14 protein-coding genes and 1 pseudogene are annotated in these 16801 nt (G+C 60.5%); 4 read left to right on the plus strand and 11 right to left on the minus strand.

The window, feature by feature from the left end:
* Positions 1-25 precede the first annotated feature (25 nt).
* Positions 26-3067, minus strand: a complete 3042-nt coding sequence (locus tag Q9293_RS05145; RefSeq protein WP_306250720.1) for an efflux RND transporter permease subunit — start codon at positions 3065-3067, stop codon at positions 26-28.
* Positions 3068-3074: 7 nt separating this feature from the next.
* A complete protein-coding gene (locus Q9293_RS05150; protein WP_306250722.1) occupies positions 3075-4241 on the minus strand; it encodes an efflux RND transporter periplasmic adaptor subunit in 1167 nt (388 codons plus the stop codon).
* A gap of 113 nt (positions 4242-4354) precedes the next feature.
* Between Q9293_RS05150 and Q9293_RS05155 the strand changes: the two genes are divergently transcribed.
* A complete protein-coding gene (locus tag Q9293_RS05155; protein ID WP_306250724.1) occupies positions 4355-6208 on the plus strand; it encodes a U32 family peptidase in 1854 nt (617 codons plus the stop codon).
* Positions 6205-7509: an NAD(P)/FAD-dependent oxidoreductase gene (locus tag Q9293_RS05160; RefSeq protein ID WP_306250726.1), complete on the plus strand. Its 1305-nt coding sequence runs from the start codon at positions 6205-6207 to the stop codon at positions 7507-7509. The genes Q9293_RS05155 and Q9293_RS05160 overlap by 4 nt, the downstream gene beginning before the upstream one ends.
* A gap of 10 nt (positions 7510-7519) precedes the next feature.
* Here Q9293_RS05160 and Q9293_RS05165 read toward each other — a convergent pair whose 3' ends face one another.
* From Q9293_RS05165 to Q9293_RS05175, 3 genes are all read right to left on the minus strand, one after another.
* Complete coding sequence (locus Q9293_RS05165) at positions 7520-7789, minus strand: chorismate mutase (RefSeq protein ID WP_306250728.1); 270 nt, start codon at positions 7787-7789, stop codon at positions 7520-7522.
* Positions 7790-7821: 32 nt separating this feature from the next.
* Positions 7822-8520, minus strand: a complete 699-nt coding sequence (locus Q9293_RS05170) for a methyltransferase (protein ID WP_306250730.1) — start codon at positions 8518-8520, stop codon at positions 7822-7824.
* 98 nt (positions 8521-8618) lie between these two features.
* Positions 8619-10523: a transglycosylase domain-containing protein gene (locus Q9293_RS05175; RefSeq protein ID WP_372342196.1), complete on the minus strand. Its 1905-nt coding sequence runs from the start codon at positions 10521-10523 to the stop codon at positions 8619-8621.
* 725 nt (positions 10524-11248) lie between these two features.
* On the opposite strand from Q9293_RS05175, the pseudogene Q9293_RS18635 reads away from it, so the two are divergent.
* Positions 11249-11527, plus strand: a pseudogene (locus tag Q9293_RS18635) (helix-turn-helix domain-containing protein); the annotation flags it as partial.
* A 177-nt stretch (positions 11528-11704) separates the two neighbouring features.
* Complete coding sequence (locus Q9293_RS05180; RefSeq protein WP_306250732.1) at positions 11705-12280, plus strand: hypothetical protein; 576 nt, start codon at positions 11705-11707, stop codon at positions 12278-12280.
* A 278-nt stretch (positions 12281-12558) separates the two neighbouring features.
* On the opposite strand, the gene Q9293_RS05185 is transcribed toward Q9293_RS05180, so the two are convergent.
* The 6 genes from Q9293_RS05185 to Q9293_RS05210 form a co-directional block, all read right to left on the minus strand.
* Complete coding sequence (locus tag Q9293_RS05185; RefSeq protein WP_306250734.1) at positions 12559-12981, minus strand: hypothetical protein; 423 nt, start codon at positions 12979-12981, stop codon at positions 12559-12561.
* A 133-nt stretch (positions 12982-13114) separates the two neighbouring features.
* Positions 13115-13531 (minus strand): hypothetical protein, encoded by a 417-nt coding sequence (locus Q9293_RS05190; RefSeq protein ID WP_306250736.1) that lies wholly within the window; start codon positions 13529-13531, stop codon positions 13115-13117.
* 191 nt (positions 13532-13722) lie between these two features.
* Positions 13723-14007 (minus strand): addiction module antidote protein, encoded by a 285-nt coding sequence (locus Q9293_RS05195; protein WP_306250739.1) that lies wholly within the window; start codon positions 14005-14007, stop codon positions 13723-13725.
* A gap of 3 nt (positions 14008-14010) precedes the next feature.
* Positions 14011-14310: a type II toxin-antitoxin system RelE/ParE family toxin gene (locus Q9293_RS05200; protein WP_306250741.1), complete on the minus strand. Its 300-nt coding sequence runs from the start codon at positions 14308-14310 to the stop codon at positions 14011-14013.
* A 626-nt stretch (positions 14311-14936) separates the two neighbouring features.
* Entirely contained in the window at positions 14937-15278 is a 342-nt protein-coding gene (locus tag Q9293_RS05205) for a YciI family protein (protein WP_306250743.1), read from the minus strand.
* Positions 15279-15958: 680 nt separating this feature from the next.
* A complete protein-coding gene (locus Q9293_RS05210) occupies positions 15959-16768 on the minus strand; it encodes a hypothetical protein (protein ID WP_306250745.1) in 810 nt (269 codons plus the stop codon).
* Between the last annotated feature and the right edge of the window lie 33 nt (positions 16769-16801).

Here is a 16801-nt window from a genome sequence, read left to right on the forward strand (position 1 = left end):
CACCCGCCTTTTTGTGTGTGAAGGATCAGGCTTCAGCCGGAGGGCGTTCTCCGCTGTGCCGGTCCGTGCCCAGCAGCAGGTAGAAGGCCGGCACCACGAACAGGGTGAACAGCGTGCCGATGGACAGCCCGGTGAAAATCACCAGGCCCATGGCCTTGCGGCCCGCGGCGCCCGCTCCGCCGGCGATCACCAACGGGAAGACGCCCAGCACCATGGCGGCCGTGGTCATGAGGATGGGCCGCAGGCGGATGGCGGCGGCCTCCGTGATGGCATCCAGCTTGGACTTCCCTTCGGCCTGCAGCTCGTTGGCGAACTGCACGATGAGGATGCCGTGCTTGCTGATGAGGCCCATGAGCGTCACCAGACCCACCTGGGTGTAGATGTTGAGCGTGGCCAGGCCCAGGTTGATGAAGATCATGGCGCCGAAGAGGGCCATGGGCACGGACACCAGGATGATGATGGGATCGCGCATGCTGTTGAACTGCGCGGCCAGGGCCAGGAACACGATGAGGATGGCGAAGCCCAGCGTGACGAAGAAGCCGCCGGACTCCTGCATGAACTGGCGGGAGACGCCGGAATAGTCGGATTCATAGCCCGTGGGGGCCGCCTCCCGGAGGGCGTTCCGCATGAAGGCGAGCACCTCCTCCTGGCTGAAGGAGGGGGCGAACACGCCGGAGATGGTGGCGGAGTTCAGCTGCTGGAACCGCTTGATGGACTGGGGCACCACCTCGTGTTTCAGCGAGGCCACGGTGGAAGCGGTCAGCACCGAACCATCCGGGGCCTTGATGTGATAGTCCAGCACCTGGTCCGGGTTCAACCGGGAGGTCTGGAGCACCTGGGGAATCACGCGGTAGGAGCGGCCTGCGATGGAGAAGTAGTTCACGTAGCCACCGCCCAGCGCGCCGCCCAGCGCATCACCCACATCCTGCTGCGTGAGGCCCAGGGAGGCGATCATGTCGCGGTCCAGCACGAGGGTGGACTGGGGCTTGTCGATCTTCAGATCCGAGTCCACGAAGAAGAACATGCCGCTGGCCTGGGCCTTGTCCACCACGGCCTGGGCCACCTGGTTGAGGCGGGCGAAGGGCTCGGTGGTCTTGATGACGAATTCCACAGGAAGCCCCGTTGCTCCAGGCAGAGAGGGTGGCTGGAACACCGCCACCCGCGCGCCGGCGATGGCGCCCCAGGTGCCCTGCAGCTCCTCGGCAATCTGATCGGCGCTGCGCTTGCGCTGATCCCAGGGCACCGTGATCACACCGGCGAAGGCCGAGCCCGCATTGGTGAACTGGAACATCTGGCCGAATTCCGGCAGCTTCTTGCCGCCCTCGAACACCTGGTCCGCATAGGTCTGCATCTGCTGCACGGTGGCGGTGGGCGGGCCCTGGATCTGGCACATGATGAAGCCCTGGTCTTCCTGGGGCGCCAGTTCGGACTTGGAGGAGCGGAACAGGTAGACCGTTCCCCCCAGGAGCAGGAGGCCCATGGCGACGATGACCAGGTGGGTCCGGAGCGCGCTCTTGAGGATCCGCTGGTAATGCCCGTGGAACCACTCGAACTGGCCGTCGATGAACTGCACGAAGGCGCCGCTGTCCTGCTCCTTCTTGAAGAACTTCCCGCACATCATGGGTGAAAGAGTCAAAGCCACCACGCCGGATACGGCGACGGCGCCGGCCAGGGTGAAGGCGAACTCGGTGAAGAGGCTGCCCGTGAGCCCGCCCTGGAAGCCGATGGGCACGTAGACCGCCACCAGCACCACGGTCATGGCGAGGATGGGGCCGCCCAGTTCGCGGGCGGCCTGGATGGCGGCGTCGATGGGTGTCTTGCCTTCCCGCATGTGGCGGTCGGCGTTCTCCACCACGATGATGGCGTCGTCCACCACCAGGCCGATGGCCAGCACCAGGGCCAGCAGGGTGAGCAGGTTGATGGAGTAGCCCAGGGCCAGCATCACGAAGAAGGTGCCGACCAGCGAGAGCGGCATGGCGATCACGGGCACCGCCACGGCGCGGAAGGTGCCGAGGAAGAGGAAGATCACCACTGTGACGATGACCAGCGCTTCCAGCAGGGTCATCACCACTTCCGAGATGGAGGTATTGATGAAGTTGGTGGCGTCATAGACGATGTCGCCCGTGAGGCCCGTGGGCAACTGCTTCTGGATCTCGGGGAAGCCCTGGCGCACCCGCTTGGCCACCTCGAGAATGTTGGCTTCGGGAGCCACCTTGATGCCGATGAAGACGGACTTCCGGCCATTGAAGGAGACCTGGAACGAATAGTCGTCCGCCCCCAGCACCACCGTGGCCACGTCCTCCAGACGCACGATGGCGCCACCACTTTGCCGAATGGCCAGACGCCGGAATTCATCGACGGTGTGCAGGCCCGTGGAGGCGGTGAGATCCACCGCCACCATCTGGCCCTTGGTCGATCCCAGAGCGGAGAGGAAATTGTTGTTCTGGAGGGCCTGGGTCACGTCGGTGGCGGTGACGCCATGGGCGGCCATGCGGCGGGGATCCAGCCAGGCGCGCAGGGCGAACTGGCGGGCGCCGAGAATCTCCGCGGTCTGCACACCGGGTACCGAATCGAGCCGGGGTTTCACCACCCGCTCCAGGTAGTCCGTGATGTTGTTGGTGGGCAGCACGTCGCTGTAGAAGCCCATGTACATCGCGTCGGTATTGTCGCCCATCTGCACCGTGATCACCGGCTGTTGCGCCTGGGGCGGCAACTGGTTCTTCACGGCGTTGACGCGGGTGGTGATCTCTGTGAGGGCCTTGTTGGAGCTGTAGTTGAGGCGCAGCGTGGCCGTGATGGTGGACAGGCTGTTCTGGCTGGACGACGAAAGGTAGTCGATGCCCTGGGCCTGGGCGATGGACGACTCCAGGGGCTGGGTGATGAAGCCGCCCACGGTGTCGGCATCCGCTCCGTAATAGGCGGTGGTGATGGTCACCACTGCGTGTTCGGTCTTCGGATATTGATTCACCGGCAGGTTGAAGATGGAGCGCAGGCCCAGCACCAGGATGAACAGGCTCACCACCGTGGCGACGACGGGCTTGCGAATGAAGACATCCGTGAACGTCATGCCTGCCTCACTGTTCCTGGGGCGTGGGGTGCGGATCGTTGGCCGGCTGCACCCGGTTGTCCACCTTCAAGGGCGTGCCGTTGCGCAGCTTCAGGGCGCCGCTGGTGACCACCTGGTCCCCGGCCTTCAGACCCTTGAGGATGGCGACTTGATCACCGCGCGTGCCGCCGGTGGTCACGAACACCTGCTGGGCCTTGAGACCAGAAGCGCCCTCGGATTTGGCCACGAACACGACCGCGCCGTAGGGGTTGTAGGTGACGGCGGTCTGAGGCAGGGTGAGCGCCTTGGTGGCGCCGCCCACGCTCAAGCTCGCATTGCCGAACATGCCCGGCAGCAGCGTCCGGCTCGGATTGGCGAAGATGGCCTCCACCTGCACGTTCCGGGTGTTCAGATCCACCTTGGGGTTCACGGTGGACACCTTGCCGACGAAGGTCTTGCCGGGGAAGGCATCCAGGGTGAGGTCCACCCGCTGGCCGGCGCGCACGGTACCGGCCTCCCGTTGAGGCAGGAAGAAGTCCAGGTAGACCTGGTCGAGCTTCTGCAGGGTGACCACCCCCACACCCGCGTTGAGGTAGGCGCCGGGGCTGGTGTTCACGATGCCCACACGGCCTGCGAAGGGCGCGACCAGGTGCTTCTTGGCCACGAGGGCCTGCTGGGATTGCGCGGCGGCTTCCTTGGCCTTGAAGTCCGCCTCGGCGGCCTCGAAATCCGCGGGGCTGATGGTCTTGGCTTCGAATTGGTCCTTGGCGCGGCGCAGGGTGGCCTTGGCCAGGACGGCGGCGGCCTGGAGCTGCCGGAGCTGCGCCATTTCGGTTTCGTCGCTGAGGCTCACCAGCGGCTGGCCTTCATGCACTTCCGCGCCGGGCGTGACTTCGATGCGGGTAACCACGCCCGGCACCTCGAAAGCGAGGTCGGCGCCCTGCCGGGCCCTCAGGGTGCCCACCGCCTGGAGGTTGGGCTCCCAGGTCTCCTCCTTGGCGGGAGCGAGCGTGACGGTCTGGGGCGGTTCACCTCCACCGGCCAGCGCCCGGCTGATCATGATGCCTTTGAAGACGTTGAAGCCGATCAGCAGCCCGAGGAACAGCCCCACAGCCACGATCATGATGATCATGCGCCGACGGGTGCTGGGCGGTGCCGCGTTGGTTTCATCCATTGGGTGTTCTCTGTCAATCATCCGGATCTCCTGCCCGAACCCCGATCACGGCGGTCCGACCAAGGTAGTCGGTTCCACCCGTCGACGGAATGGATTCATCGCGAGGTTTGCCCGTGACTGGTACCCTGGTGCCCATGACACTCGAACTTCTTGCTCCCGCCAAGAATGCGGACCAGGGGATCCTGGCGCTGCGCTGTGGCGCCGACGCCGTGTACATGGGCGGCCCGCAGTTCGGCGCCCGGCAGGCGGCGGGCAACGAGCTGAAGGACTTTGAGCTGCTCACGGCCGAGGCCCGCCTTTGGGGGGCCAAGGTCTTTGCAACCCTCAACACCATCCTGTTCGATGGCGAACTTGACGCTGCGCGGCGCCAGGCCTGGGAGCTGTATGAAGCGGGCGTCGACGCCCTCATCCTCCAGGACATGGCCTTCCTGGAGATGGACCTCCCGCCCATTCCCATCCACGCGAGTACCCAGGCGGTTTGCGACAGCCCGGAGAAGGTGGCCTTCCTGGCCAGCGCGGGGTTCAGCCGGGCGATCCTCGCCCGGGAAGTGAGCCTGGACGACATCCGCGCGATCCACGGCGCCGCAGACATCGAGTTGGAGGCCTTCGTGTTCGGGGCCCTCTGCGTGGGTGAGAGCGGGCAGTGCTACCTGAGCGGCGCCATCTGCGAGCGCAGCGGCAACCGCGGCGAATGCGCCCAGCCCTGCCGCGCGCCCTGGAACCTCATCGATGCCTCCAACCACGTGCTGGTGCGGGAGAAGCACCTGCTGAACATCCGCGATCTGGACCTGTCCGATCACCTGGAAGCCATGGCCGATGCGGGCATCCAGAGCTTCAAGATCGAGGGGCGGCTCAAGGATGCAGACTATGTGAAGAACATCGTCAGCCAGGTGCGCCGCAAGCTGGATTTGCTCCTGCACCGCCGCCCCGAGCTGGGCCGCGCCTCCCTCGGTGCGGTCAGCCACGCCTTCACGCCCGATCCGACCAAGACGTTCCAACGCGGCCTGTCCTCCTACCGCATCGACGGCGAGCGCCAGCGCATGGGCAACCTGGAATCCGGCAAGCACCTGGGCGAGTTCATCGGCCAGGTGCGATCCATCCAGGGCGACCGCCTCGTGCTGGATACGACCGAGGGCCTGCATCCGGGGGATGGCCTCGCCTTCGTGGAGGGCGCTGAGGTGGCGGGCACGGTGATCAATGCCGTGGAGCCCCGCCAGCTGTTCGTGCAGGATCCCTCGCGCATCAAGGTGGGCACCCGCCTGCATCGGAACCTGGACCTCCATTGGCTGAAAGCCCTGCGCAGCGCCAAGGTGGAGCGCCGCATCGCGGTGAAGGCGGCCCTGGATTTCCCGGAGGGGGCCGTGCGTCTGCGCCTGGAGGATTCCGGCGGCTTTGCTGGTGTAGCTCAAGCCGCGGGGGAATTTGCTGCCCCCCGGGATGTCGATGCCTCGGCCAAGGCCATCCATGAAGCCCTGGGCCGCCTGGGGAACACTCCCTTTGAATTGGCGGATCTGCAGGTGGCCGAGCCGCGCTTCGTGCCCCTCAGCGTGCTCAACAGCCTGCGCCGTGACGCGGCCGCGGCCCTGGAAGCCCTGCGCCGGGCCCCCCGGGCGCGGGAGCCGCGCCGGAGGCCCGCTTTGAAGCTGAACCCCCTGCCGGTGCGAGGTCTGGATTTCTCCTGGAACATCGCCAACCGAGCTGCGCGGGCCTTCTACGAGCGGGCCGGTGGCGAAGTGTTGGAACCGGCTGCGGAGCTGCACGACAGCCTCGATGGCCGCGTGGTGATGACCACACGCCACTGCGTCAAATACGAGCTGGGCTGGTGCCACGTGCACGACAACCCCGAACCCTGGGCGCGCATCCCGGAACCCCAGGGGCCCCTCTTCCTGGAGAACGGATCCACCCGGCTGGAATGCCGCTTCGACTGCGCCCGCTGTCGCATGGAGTTGGTGCTCCATGAGCAAGGGCACGCGAGGGTACAGGGGTGAAGGCAGCTGAAGGCGGCTCGATAAGGGGCCCCTGGGATGTCGTGGTGGTGGGCGCTGGACCGGCGGGGCTGCTGGCTGCGGGCAGGGCAGCCATGCTGGGGGCCCGCGTGCTGCTGCTGGAGAAGATGGGACAGCCGGCCCGCAAGCTGCGCATCACGGGAAAGGGGCGGGCCAACCTCACCAACATGAAACCCCTGGAAGCCCACCTTCAGGAGATCTACCCGGAGCCGAGGTTCCTGCGCCAGGCCTTTGGCGCCTTCTTCCATCACGACCTCGTGGCCCTGCTGCAGACGCAGGGGGTGGCCACCAAGGTCGAGCGCGATGACCGCGTGTTTCCCGCCAGCGATCAGGCTTGGGATGTGGCGGATGCCCTGATCGCCTGGGCCAAGGGCCAGGGGGTTGAGCTGGTCCAGCACGCGCGCGTGGAAGGCCTGGTGATCGCAGACGGCATCTTCTCGGGCCTGAGGGTTGTGCGGAAGGCCGCGGGACCTTCGCAGACCATCGAGGCGCGCTGTGGCATCCTCGCCACCGGCGGGCAGTCCTACCCGGGCACGGGCTCCACCGGCGACGGTTTCCGGTTTGCCGAGGCCACGGGCCATCGGGTTGAAACCCCGCGGCCTTCTCTGGTGAGGATCGAGACGAATCCAGTCCTTGCCAGCGCCCAGGGCCTGGTGCTCAAGAACGTACGGTTGACCCTCTGGATCGACGGGAAGAAGCAGGCCAGCGAATTCGGAGAGGCCGAATTCACCGCCAAGGGGCTCGCCGGAGCCACGGTGCTTCGTCTGAGCCGGCGAATTGTCGAGGCTCGGCTTGCGGGCCGGAAGGTCGCAGTGAGCCTCGATCTGAAGCCCGCCCTGGACCCGGCGAAACTGGAGGCGCGGCTGCTGCGGGACATGGAAGCCCATCGCGACGGTCGTTGCCAGAACCTGCTGAGATCACTCCTGCCGCCCCAGCTCATTCCAGGGTTTTGCGAACAGCTTGGGCTCGGGGTGGCGGATCCCATCGCGCGGATTCAGGGGCCCATGCGGAAGAAACTCCTGGGCCTGCTCAAGGAGATGCGCTTCGAGGTGAGTGGTCATGGGGGCTGGGAGGAGGCCATCATAACCGCCGGTGGCGTATCGGTGCGGGACCTGGATCCCAGAACCATGGCTTCGAGGAAAATCGAGAACCTCTACTTCGCCGGCGAAGTGATTGATCTGGATGCGAACACGGGCGGCTACAACCTCCAGATTGCATTTTCCACCGGCTGGCTGGCGGGAGAATCGGCGGCCCGAAAAGCGACGGAGCCTTCGCCATCCTGAAAGGGAATCCTCAATCGCCTTGAGGCCCTTCGGGAACAGCCCCCCGCTTGGTCCAGGCCAGGATGAGGCTGAAGATCTCGCGCAGGCCTTCGTCCGGCAAGGGGCCCTGGTTGGCCTGCCGCAGGTGGCCCATGAGGCGATCCTCCTGGGCTGCATCGTGGAAACCAAGGCCCTGGGCCGTTTTGTGGTCCCTGAGCTGCCTGACCAGATGGATCCGCTGGTTGAGCGCTTCCAAGATGGCGCGGTCAAGACCCGCGATCTGTTCCCGATACTTCTGCATGACTGGATCCTGACTCACCTCGACACCTCCCCTCAGGCTTCGCTGGTTTTCATCCTAAGAGCAGGCGGGAGCTCGCGCTCTGGTTCACCCAGCAGCAGCCGGTTTTTCGGTGTGATATCGCCAGGAATCTGTTGCGTGAACACGCGGTACCCGCGCGCTCGCAGATGGGCCACCCGGGTCGCATCCATGGCCAGAGGGCCCTCCATCCAACCTTCCAGCCCACCAAGGTCCCCACGGGCGAGGTCGTGACAGCAGGGCAGCACCGCGACGCGGGCCCCGGCTTCGGCGGCCCTGGCCAGAATCACGTCGGTCAATCCGCCGCAGGCATGGGCCGAGACCACCACGTCCTGGGCTTCCAGGGGCACGTTCTGGAGATCGGTTTCCACAAACTGGACCCTGCCCCGAAGGCGTGGCCAGGCATCGCACAGCGCAGCGTGCAGGGTGGCGGCGCTTGGCGGAAGGCGGCGGTCCGCGGCCACGGCCCCCGGCGAACGGTCATCCAGCAGCAGGAGAACCTGGGCCAGCAAGCCATGGCCACAGGCAAGGTCGATGATGCGCCCGCCCCGGAAGCGGCGCCGCACCCTGCGGGCCATCTCCCAGGCTTCAAAGAGTTCCTTGCGGGGAAGACACCCTGCCCGGCAGACGGCCCTCGCGATGGCATCAAAGAGGGAAGGGCCCGCAAAGAGGGCGAGGCTGTGTTCTGTGAGCCGGTTGCGGGAAGCGCGATCCATCGGACCATCCATGTCTCTTCGTGCAGGGCGAGCAGGAAATGCAGGGCGTCACCACCAGCTGATCGGCGCTGCCCCGGGGGGGAGGCTCGGACAGCCGCCTATCTGGGGATGGTCTCTTCCTGTGGCAACGGTTCAAGCCCGTGAGTGGCGCAAGGTTCGACTGGCTCCGTTCCGGAGACGAAAAATTCATCCTGCTTCTGCGGACAGGCCTCCTGGGCCAGCAGCCCCGTGGTGGGGTCGATGCTGCGAACCACCACGGTTTCCGGCATGGGGAAATCCAGGGTGGGGCGCGATGACACTGCCTTGGTCATGAAGCGTTCCCAGATGGGGGCGGCGACGCCCCCGCCCGTGAAGCCCTTCCCTCCGGGCCGGGGCTGGTCGTAGCCGATCCAGACGCCCGTCAGCAGGTTCGGGGTGTAACCGACGAACCAGGCATCCATGCCATTGTCCGTCGTACCGGTCTTCCCCGCGGAAGGGCGGCCCTGGCTGAAGGGGCGCAGGGATTTGGCGGTGCCGTAGGTGAGCACGTCTTTCAGCATCTGGGTGGTGATGAACGCAGCCGCCGGAGACATGGCCTGGGAGATGGCTGGTGGATTCTCGATCCAGGTCTGACGCCTGCGGTCATAGATCCGGAGGATGGTTCGGGCCTCGGCCTTCATGCCCGCATTGGCCAGGGGGGTGTAGGCCTGCACCAGGTCCTTGAGGGTGACTTCGGCGGTGCCCAGGGCCAGCGAGAGGCCGTTCTGGGCAGGCAGGGTGAGTCCCGCCTTCCCTGCGAAATTCACGAAGGAAGGCACACCCACGGTCTCCAGCACCTTCACGGTGATGATGTTGCCGGAATGGGCCAGAGCTTGGCGGAGGGAGAGCTCCCCGAACTCTTCCCGGCCGTAGTTCTGGGGTTTCCAGGTTTGGCCAGGACCGGCCTCATAGGCCACGGCCTCATCGCTCCAGAGGCTGGCGGCCGTCAGGCCTTTCTCCAGGGCATTCGCGTAGATGAGAGGCTTGATGGCCGAACCTGGTTGTCGTCTGGAGACGAAGGCGCGGTTGATGGCGCTGGCGGTTCCCTCAGCATCACCGACAGCCGCAAGCACATCGCCCGTGGTGGGATCGAGGCAGACCAGGGCGCCCTGCAATCCGGGAGAGAGGCGTTTGACGCCCTCTTTCAGGGTTTGTTCAGCCAGGCGCTGCAGATCCAGATCCATGGCGGCGATCACCTCCAGGCCACCCTGTTCCACGGCCGCAGCTCCGAGGCGTCCGATGAGCTGCGCGCGGATCTGCGCGAGGTACTGAGGGGCCTGCCCCAACGGCCGAGTGGCTGCCCCGTGGGCCTGGAGGGCCAGCCGCCGCTGAGGGGTAATGAGCTGGAGATCCTCCATGCGCTTGAGGACGACATCCCTGCGCCCGGCCACATCGGAGGGCTTTCCGAAGGGGTTGTAGCGGCTCGGATTCTTGGGCACACCCGCCAGCAACAGGCATTCGCCCTCGTTCAGTTCCTCCGGCCTCTTGTCGAAGTAGAGGCGCGCAGCCTGGACGATGCCTTGGGCCCCATTTCCGTAGTAGATCTCGTTGAAGTACATCTCCAGGATCTGCTGCTTGGAATAGGTCTTCTCGAACTCCATGGCCAGTTTGGCCTCTTCGATCTTCCGGTCGAGGGTGCGGGCCGAGCTCAGGAATTTGTTCTTGATGAGCTGCTGGGTGATGGTGGAGCCGCCTTCGGCCATCCGCCCCTTGAGCACATCCTTCATCGCGGCACGGGCGATGCTCCGGTAGTCGAGCCCGCTGTGCTCGTAGAACCGGGAATCCTCCACCGCCAACAGCGCCTGTTGCAGGAAGCCGGGGATGCGGTCGAGGGTGGCCCAGTAGCGGTTCTGGGGTGGAATGCGGCCCACGTAGCGGCCCTGGCTGTCGAGCACCGTGACCGACGTGACCCCCGTTGGAAGGGGCGGGCAGGTGGCGATGATGCTCGAGGGTTGTTGGCCCCAGGCGCCCAAGCCCTGAACCAGACCTAGCGCCAGAATCGCCGGGTGACGCCACCTGCTTTGGATCGGCTGCTTCAGCTGGGGCACTGTCAAAACCGCTCCTTCGTCTGAGCCCTGCGCTTCCCCAGGGCCATCCACCCATTCTGAAGCCGGACCGCGCCGTGTCCATGGTGGGTTGCGAACCCGCGAGGGTCGGCCGAGCATCCAACCCAGGGCCCCGGTGTTGTTCGATGGATTGCGGGGTAGGAGGTGGCTCACACAAGGCCGCCCCTTCAACCTTCGGCCCAGAGTCCCCCAGAGGGCCCTCGTGATTCCACGCGCAGGCCCAAACCCTGCCGCCTGCGAGGGACGTACGCGAAAACCGGAGCACTCGGCTCCGGTCATCGGTTTGGTTGGTAGGAGTTCAGATATAGACACCATCAGAGCGAGAGATAGACCCTCTTGAACCTACTTAACGCCGACCGTAATCCTGGGGCAAGGAAAGTGAACATTTTGTTAAGCCTATGTATAATTTAAATTACGCTTGAAGCGATCTCGCCGAGTAGATCAATGGTAGGCACTGGCTTGGAAATGGGGAAGATTTTCCGAGACCCGAGAATAAAGACAGCATAGGCCTCTCTGATTTATAAAATGACTTGAATCAATCCTTAAATCATGGATGGTGTAAACAATGTCCGGGTACGATAGTCTTTGGGAAGTCCCGATTTCCAACTGATTTACTTACAAGCGATACACTCGTCGAGCCCTCCATGGTCACCAGGCGAAGGAAATTGAAACCCGAAGAACGACTCGCACTTCTAGAGCGAGTGAAGACTACAGGCAACGTGGCAGAAGCTTGCCTTGCTTTCGGTGTCAGTCGACCATGTTTTTATAAATGGCGGGCCCGGTATGAGAGAGATGGGCTTCGAGGGCTCCAGGACCAGTCTAGGGCTCCTCGACATCATCCAAGACGGCTGGATCCTGGTGCTCGAGACGCGATCGTACGTTTTGCTATATTGCGGCCCTGGTTGGGATGCCATGCGCTCTCAAGCGCCTTGTTTACTGAGGTCGGCCGTGTAGTCTCTGGCGTAGCGATCCATAGGGTTCTCAAGGAGCGAAACCTTGAAACATGCGACCAGAGAGTCAAAGAGTCCACGAAGTGGTTAGTGAGACATCCGCACCTGAGGACGTCGGAAGCATGGGATTATCTTTGTCAGAGGAACCCCTTGCTCGGCTTGATTGGAACCAGGCAAGGAGGGCGTGGGTACGTTTTTCAATGTGCTTTCCTTCCCTATCCAAAGGCGCACCCTGCTACAGCTCGAACCATTCCGGTCGGTGATGATCCTTGGGCATTCGTTATGATCGATGGGAGTTCTGGGTATGTGATTGGCAGGATTTGGATCAGTGGCCAAGTGCCATTCTGGGATGTGGTTATCGATGAGGTTCGATATGTCTGCGAGCACTTGCAACTGGCCCCAAAACTCATCCAATTACATCCGAATTTTCTTTTCCATGTAAATGCTGCACAATTTCGAATTAGGAATATATTCAAGCATGCGATCCTTCAAATATTAAATAAACAAAATAATAATGTAGAAGATTGGGTACAAACTTTTATAAAATACGTTGATAGTCACTGGAAAATATTTTCTATAAAAGAGGCATCATTTATTAATTTACAGACTCATTTTTTGGACATTATTAAGCAATTTAATGCAGATAAGGTTAATGATGGCTTTCCCAATTTTGGTGAAGCACCAGAGGATATTTTCTGGAATAGTTTAACCAAAATATTGCACTGATATTTCCGAGAGGTCTTCTCAGCCCAATCAGATGTTGTGGCCAAGCAGATGGTTCAGCTTATGGCTTGATGTGTATTAGCCGGGCAAGCATCCGGTATTGGTACCGCCGGGACCCGCGAATCCCGTTGTGGATGGGGCTGAGAGTGCTGGACGCAGCCCGGATGCGCTTCAGCTAACCGGCCCTATTGCTGCGGGGACACGGACGCTGAATTGTTTGAGGACACTAGCGCGCAGCGATAGGGTCCGAGTTGAGCGGAAGGTTAGGCCGACCATGACCATTACTCTACAGATACGGAGCCAGACTTAACTCGGTAGTACAAGGCTTTGTGTAGGGCCACACCACTAGATTTAGACCAACCTGGGTACGGGTGGATCATTTCATCCATTGCTGGGCTATCTGAAGTCTTAGCACGGAACCAAGTCGAAACTGCCATGTCGTGACCGGGCGATCGTTTGATGGCACTTGCGAGATAGGTTCGACTGGCCTTATCAGCCATTGCATCTGTAGGACGCTTGCCGATGAAAGTGACAAGAAGAGTGAAAGCCCCACCCATACTCCGAATCTCTGCCTTGGTCTTGATACCAGGACAGGCCTCAGGGATATTGAATTTCACTCCGTTGATTGGCTGCGAAGCATTGACCGAATGGCAGCAAATAGCACTCAAAAACAATAGCATCATGGCTTGAATGTTCGATCTCATGATGGTTCCTACAACGAGGGTTTGTTGAGAGGCCTAACGAGAGAAGCTAACCGGCCCTATTGCTGCGGGACACGGACGCTGAATTGTTTGAGGACACTAGCGCGCAGCGATAGGGTCCGAGTTGAGCGAGAGGTTAGGCGTCTGCATTTGAATCGCCAACCTGGCTTGAAGTGTGGAATGCCAAGGTGATAATTGTCGGAAAAATGAGGCCCTTGATATAGGAGAGCGGATGCCTACCCAGGGTGAAATCGACGGGCAGGTTCCCGAAATGCGCCCAATAGTGCGTTGCAATAAGCCCGGTGATGCCGACCCACATCCCGCACAAGGCCCAGCGTTTGCCAAAGACGACGAGCAGCAAACTGAGAGTAATCACCACTCGAAGGATCGATTGTACGTATTCGAATGTTGTATGAGCACTGGTGCCAGCGCCTAGATACAGATCGCACAGTGTAAAGATGTGGTAATAGATCAGCAACCCGGCGAGAACAAAGATGATCAGGCGCCGGAATAACAGAAACCGGCTCATCTGCATTCCAGGCAGTGTGGTCACCTCGGCCCTCCTTTCTACAGACGCCTAACGGTAGAAGCTAAGCGGCCACGCCTGCGCCGAGGTGCTGAACGGAGCCAGGATAGAAAAATGTTGAGAGAGAACGAAAGACAATGCAGGCGGGGTCCGACTTGAGCGAAAGGTTAGACCGCGCCGAAGTATGATCGGTTGGCGAAATCAGTTTATGCCGAGTTTCAGTGAGCAGCCTGAACCTTGAACTGAACGCCTAGAGCGTGCATGAGCTTGAAGACCGTTTCATACCGAGGCTTGGCGCCAGGCGCGAGGGTTTTATAGAGGCTTTCACGCGAAACCCCGGCGTCTTTGGCTAATTGAGTCATGCCTCGTGCGCGGGCAACAGCGGCCACGGCCTGTAGGAAGTGATCCGGATCAGGGTCTTCCATAGCCACAGAAAGGTATTCAGCGATCATTTCCTCGCTGTCGAGGTAGTCAGCAACATCGAAGGGGGTGATTTTGGCCATGGGTTACTCCTTAGGGAGAGACTTGAGAAGGGATTTAGCGTGTTGGATATCTCGGGCCTGAGTCGATTTGTCGCCACCGACAAGCAGCAAGTAAACAATCTCGCCACGTCGGGTGTAGTAGATCCGATAGCCAGGGCCAGAGTCGATGCGCATTTCAGAGATACCGCTTCCCAATGCCTTGGCATCGCCAAAATTCCCTTTGGTGGCACGGTCAAGGCGATTGAAGATGACAGCTTTGGCCCGAAGGTCCTTCAGCTCCCCAAGCCAGGCGCGGAATTCGTCGGTTTGGAGGAGCGTGTTCATGACAACAAGTGTAGCCAATTGGATACGCTTGTCAAGGGACGCAAATGAAGCGGTCTAACGAGAGAAGCTAACCGGCCCTATTGCTGCGGGAACCAGGGAGCTGAATTGTTTGAGGACACTAGCGCGCAGCGATAGGGTCCGAGTTGAGCGAGAGGTTAGGCCGAGTGTGGCCCTATGGGAAAGCCGCCAATTTCGAAGCTCCCAATTGATGGCAGTGGCGCTAAAGATGAGGAACAAGGTTGCCAGGAGAGTAATCGAAAATGGGGTAAGGAAAGGCTTCACTTTGGGGAACCACCCGCATAAGGCGATTGCGATTCCAGTGATGACGATTAGTTCTAGCCATCCGCCGATTACCAGCTTGGAAGTGACGTTGACCGAATAGATGGCCACCGGAATGAGAGCAATCCAGGCAATGAGAAACCCGAGTACTCCACAAATAATGCGAATGATACGGTGAGGCTTGTGGGGTTGGGCCGTTTCTTGAGCGTTCATTGAGGGCCTAACGAGAGAAGCTAACCGGCCCTATTGCTGCGGGAACCTGGCTGCTGAATTGTTTGAGGACACTAGCGCGCAGCGATAGGGTCCGAGTTGAGCGGAAGGTTAGGCCGATATGCATTAGTGCGCCATTAGGAACGCGGGTCAAAACCGAAAACGCGCAGTTCTTGGCTACAACGGCAGGCCTTGGCGATGCGTGCGGCCCATGCGATAGCCTCCTCGCGGGTGGGGAGATCTAGGATTGTGAACCCACCATTGAGTTTCGGTGCCCACGAGTAGCCGCCTTGGGCGACAGATCCATCCGCAGAAACGAGGGCTGGTGGGATGTTTTCGTCGATACCACCACCGAAGATATAGACGCCAGCGGCCTTCGCTTCTTCAATCACCGCGTGGGCGTCTTGGCCTACAGTCTCTAGTTCACTATCGAGAACGACCATCGCAGCGGCGGGGAAGGAGATCAGGTATTTGGCCATGGTGCTCCAGGACTGAGATGGTAGTGGCTTGGAATGTCGCGAGAGGCCTAACGAATGGGGCTAACCGGCCGCGCCTGCACCGAGACGATGAGCGGAGCCGAGATAGCGGAATGCTGAGAGAGAACGGAAGGCAATGCAGGCGGGGTCCGAGTTGAGCTAAGGGTTAGGCGCCTATTCATTGAATATTTCAGATCGAATACTCACGGACTTTACCCGGTTGGAAGAATCTAGCCAAACTGTAATCAATTCATCGTGTCGCTCATTGACAAGACCCTTTTCCCATCTGTCGAGGTAGTAACTTAACTCGCGACCAATAATTTTATCGTTCTCCTTTTTGGAAAGGAGCTCGTCAATCGTTGGTTTCCCCATGACTTTGAATACAGTTTCGACTGAATCTCCTTTGCGGAGTTTGAGGACCTGAGTTAGCAGGCGGAGTTTGGCCTCGCTCGTAACCTTGGAATAGGGGTGCGAATTAGCCTGAGCGTAAGCCGAAGTCGAGAAGGCGATTAATGCAAACGTCAGGAGCGATGAATGGAATCGGATACTAGTGAACATGCGTGGCGCCTAACGAAGGAAGCTAAGCGGCACCGCCTGCGCCGAGGCGCTGAGCGGAGCCGGGATAGCGAAATGATGAGAGAGAGCGGAAGGCAATGCAGGCGGGGTCCGACTTGAGCGGAGGGTTAGGCGTCATAACGAAGAGCGCGGTCGATGGCCTCTTTACTAACATTTCCACAGCTATGTTGATGCTCCGCCTTCCACCAATTACGGCATAGAATCGGTTTGAAGGGGAATCTATCCCATTTGGGTTCACAGCGATCAAGACCAATCAGGGCCTTTCGCAAGGACAGGTATCCTTGGAAGGAGCCAAGGTGGTGATTTAACCAAGGGTCCATGTCTGAGGAAAAGGCTTGAGAGACCTTGAATCCGAGTGATTTCATAGAATTCGCAAATTGTTGATCATTGATGATAAAGATCTCATGGGCATCAGGTCGTGGATTTAGGTAGTTCCATCCGAATAGCCAGTAAGGGAATCTGGTCTTCTGTAATTCGTGGAATTTCACAATATATTCGGCAACGGAGTCTATTACTGAGCTTGGTTCGACATCATCTAATTTGGCATAGATATCAAAACCATGAGTTTTCGGGTGAGTTAGGTCACCACGGATGTCGTTGAAGACAGTAAGCAAATCATAGGTTTTCAAATCCAGGGGAAGCGGGGCTCCAAGCAGTTCTGTTGGCCACTTTTTCAGTTTTGACATAATTTTTCCACGCCGAAGAGTTTCGAATATTTCGTCTTCGGATTTCGAGGCCGACAAATACCGCCGCATTTCCTGATTTAGAAATGCTTCCAGAGCTGCGATTCCAAAGTACAGCGACGCGGTCATATGGTGCGATCTCTCCATCTCCGTTTTGGCCTCACTTGCAGAGATAGCCTCCCTAAAGAGCGACGAGTAATTTTGCCAAACAGGGTTGATCGCCCAAGGGTTCACGGGTGCTCCAAATTTGACGACGCCTAACGAGAG

The sequence above is a fragment of the Geothrix sp. PMB-07 genome (genome assembly GCF_030758935.1).
Classification (GTDB): Bacteria; Acidobacteriota; Holophagae; order Holophagales; family Holophagaceae; genus Geothrix.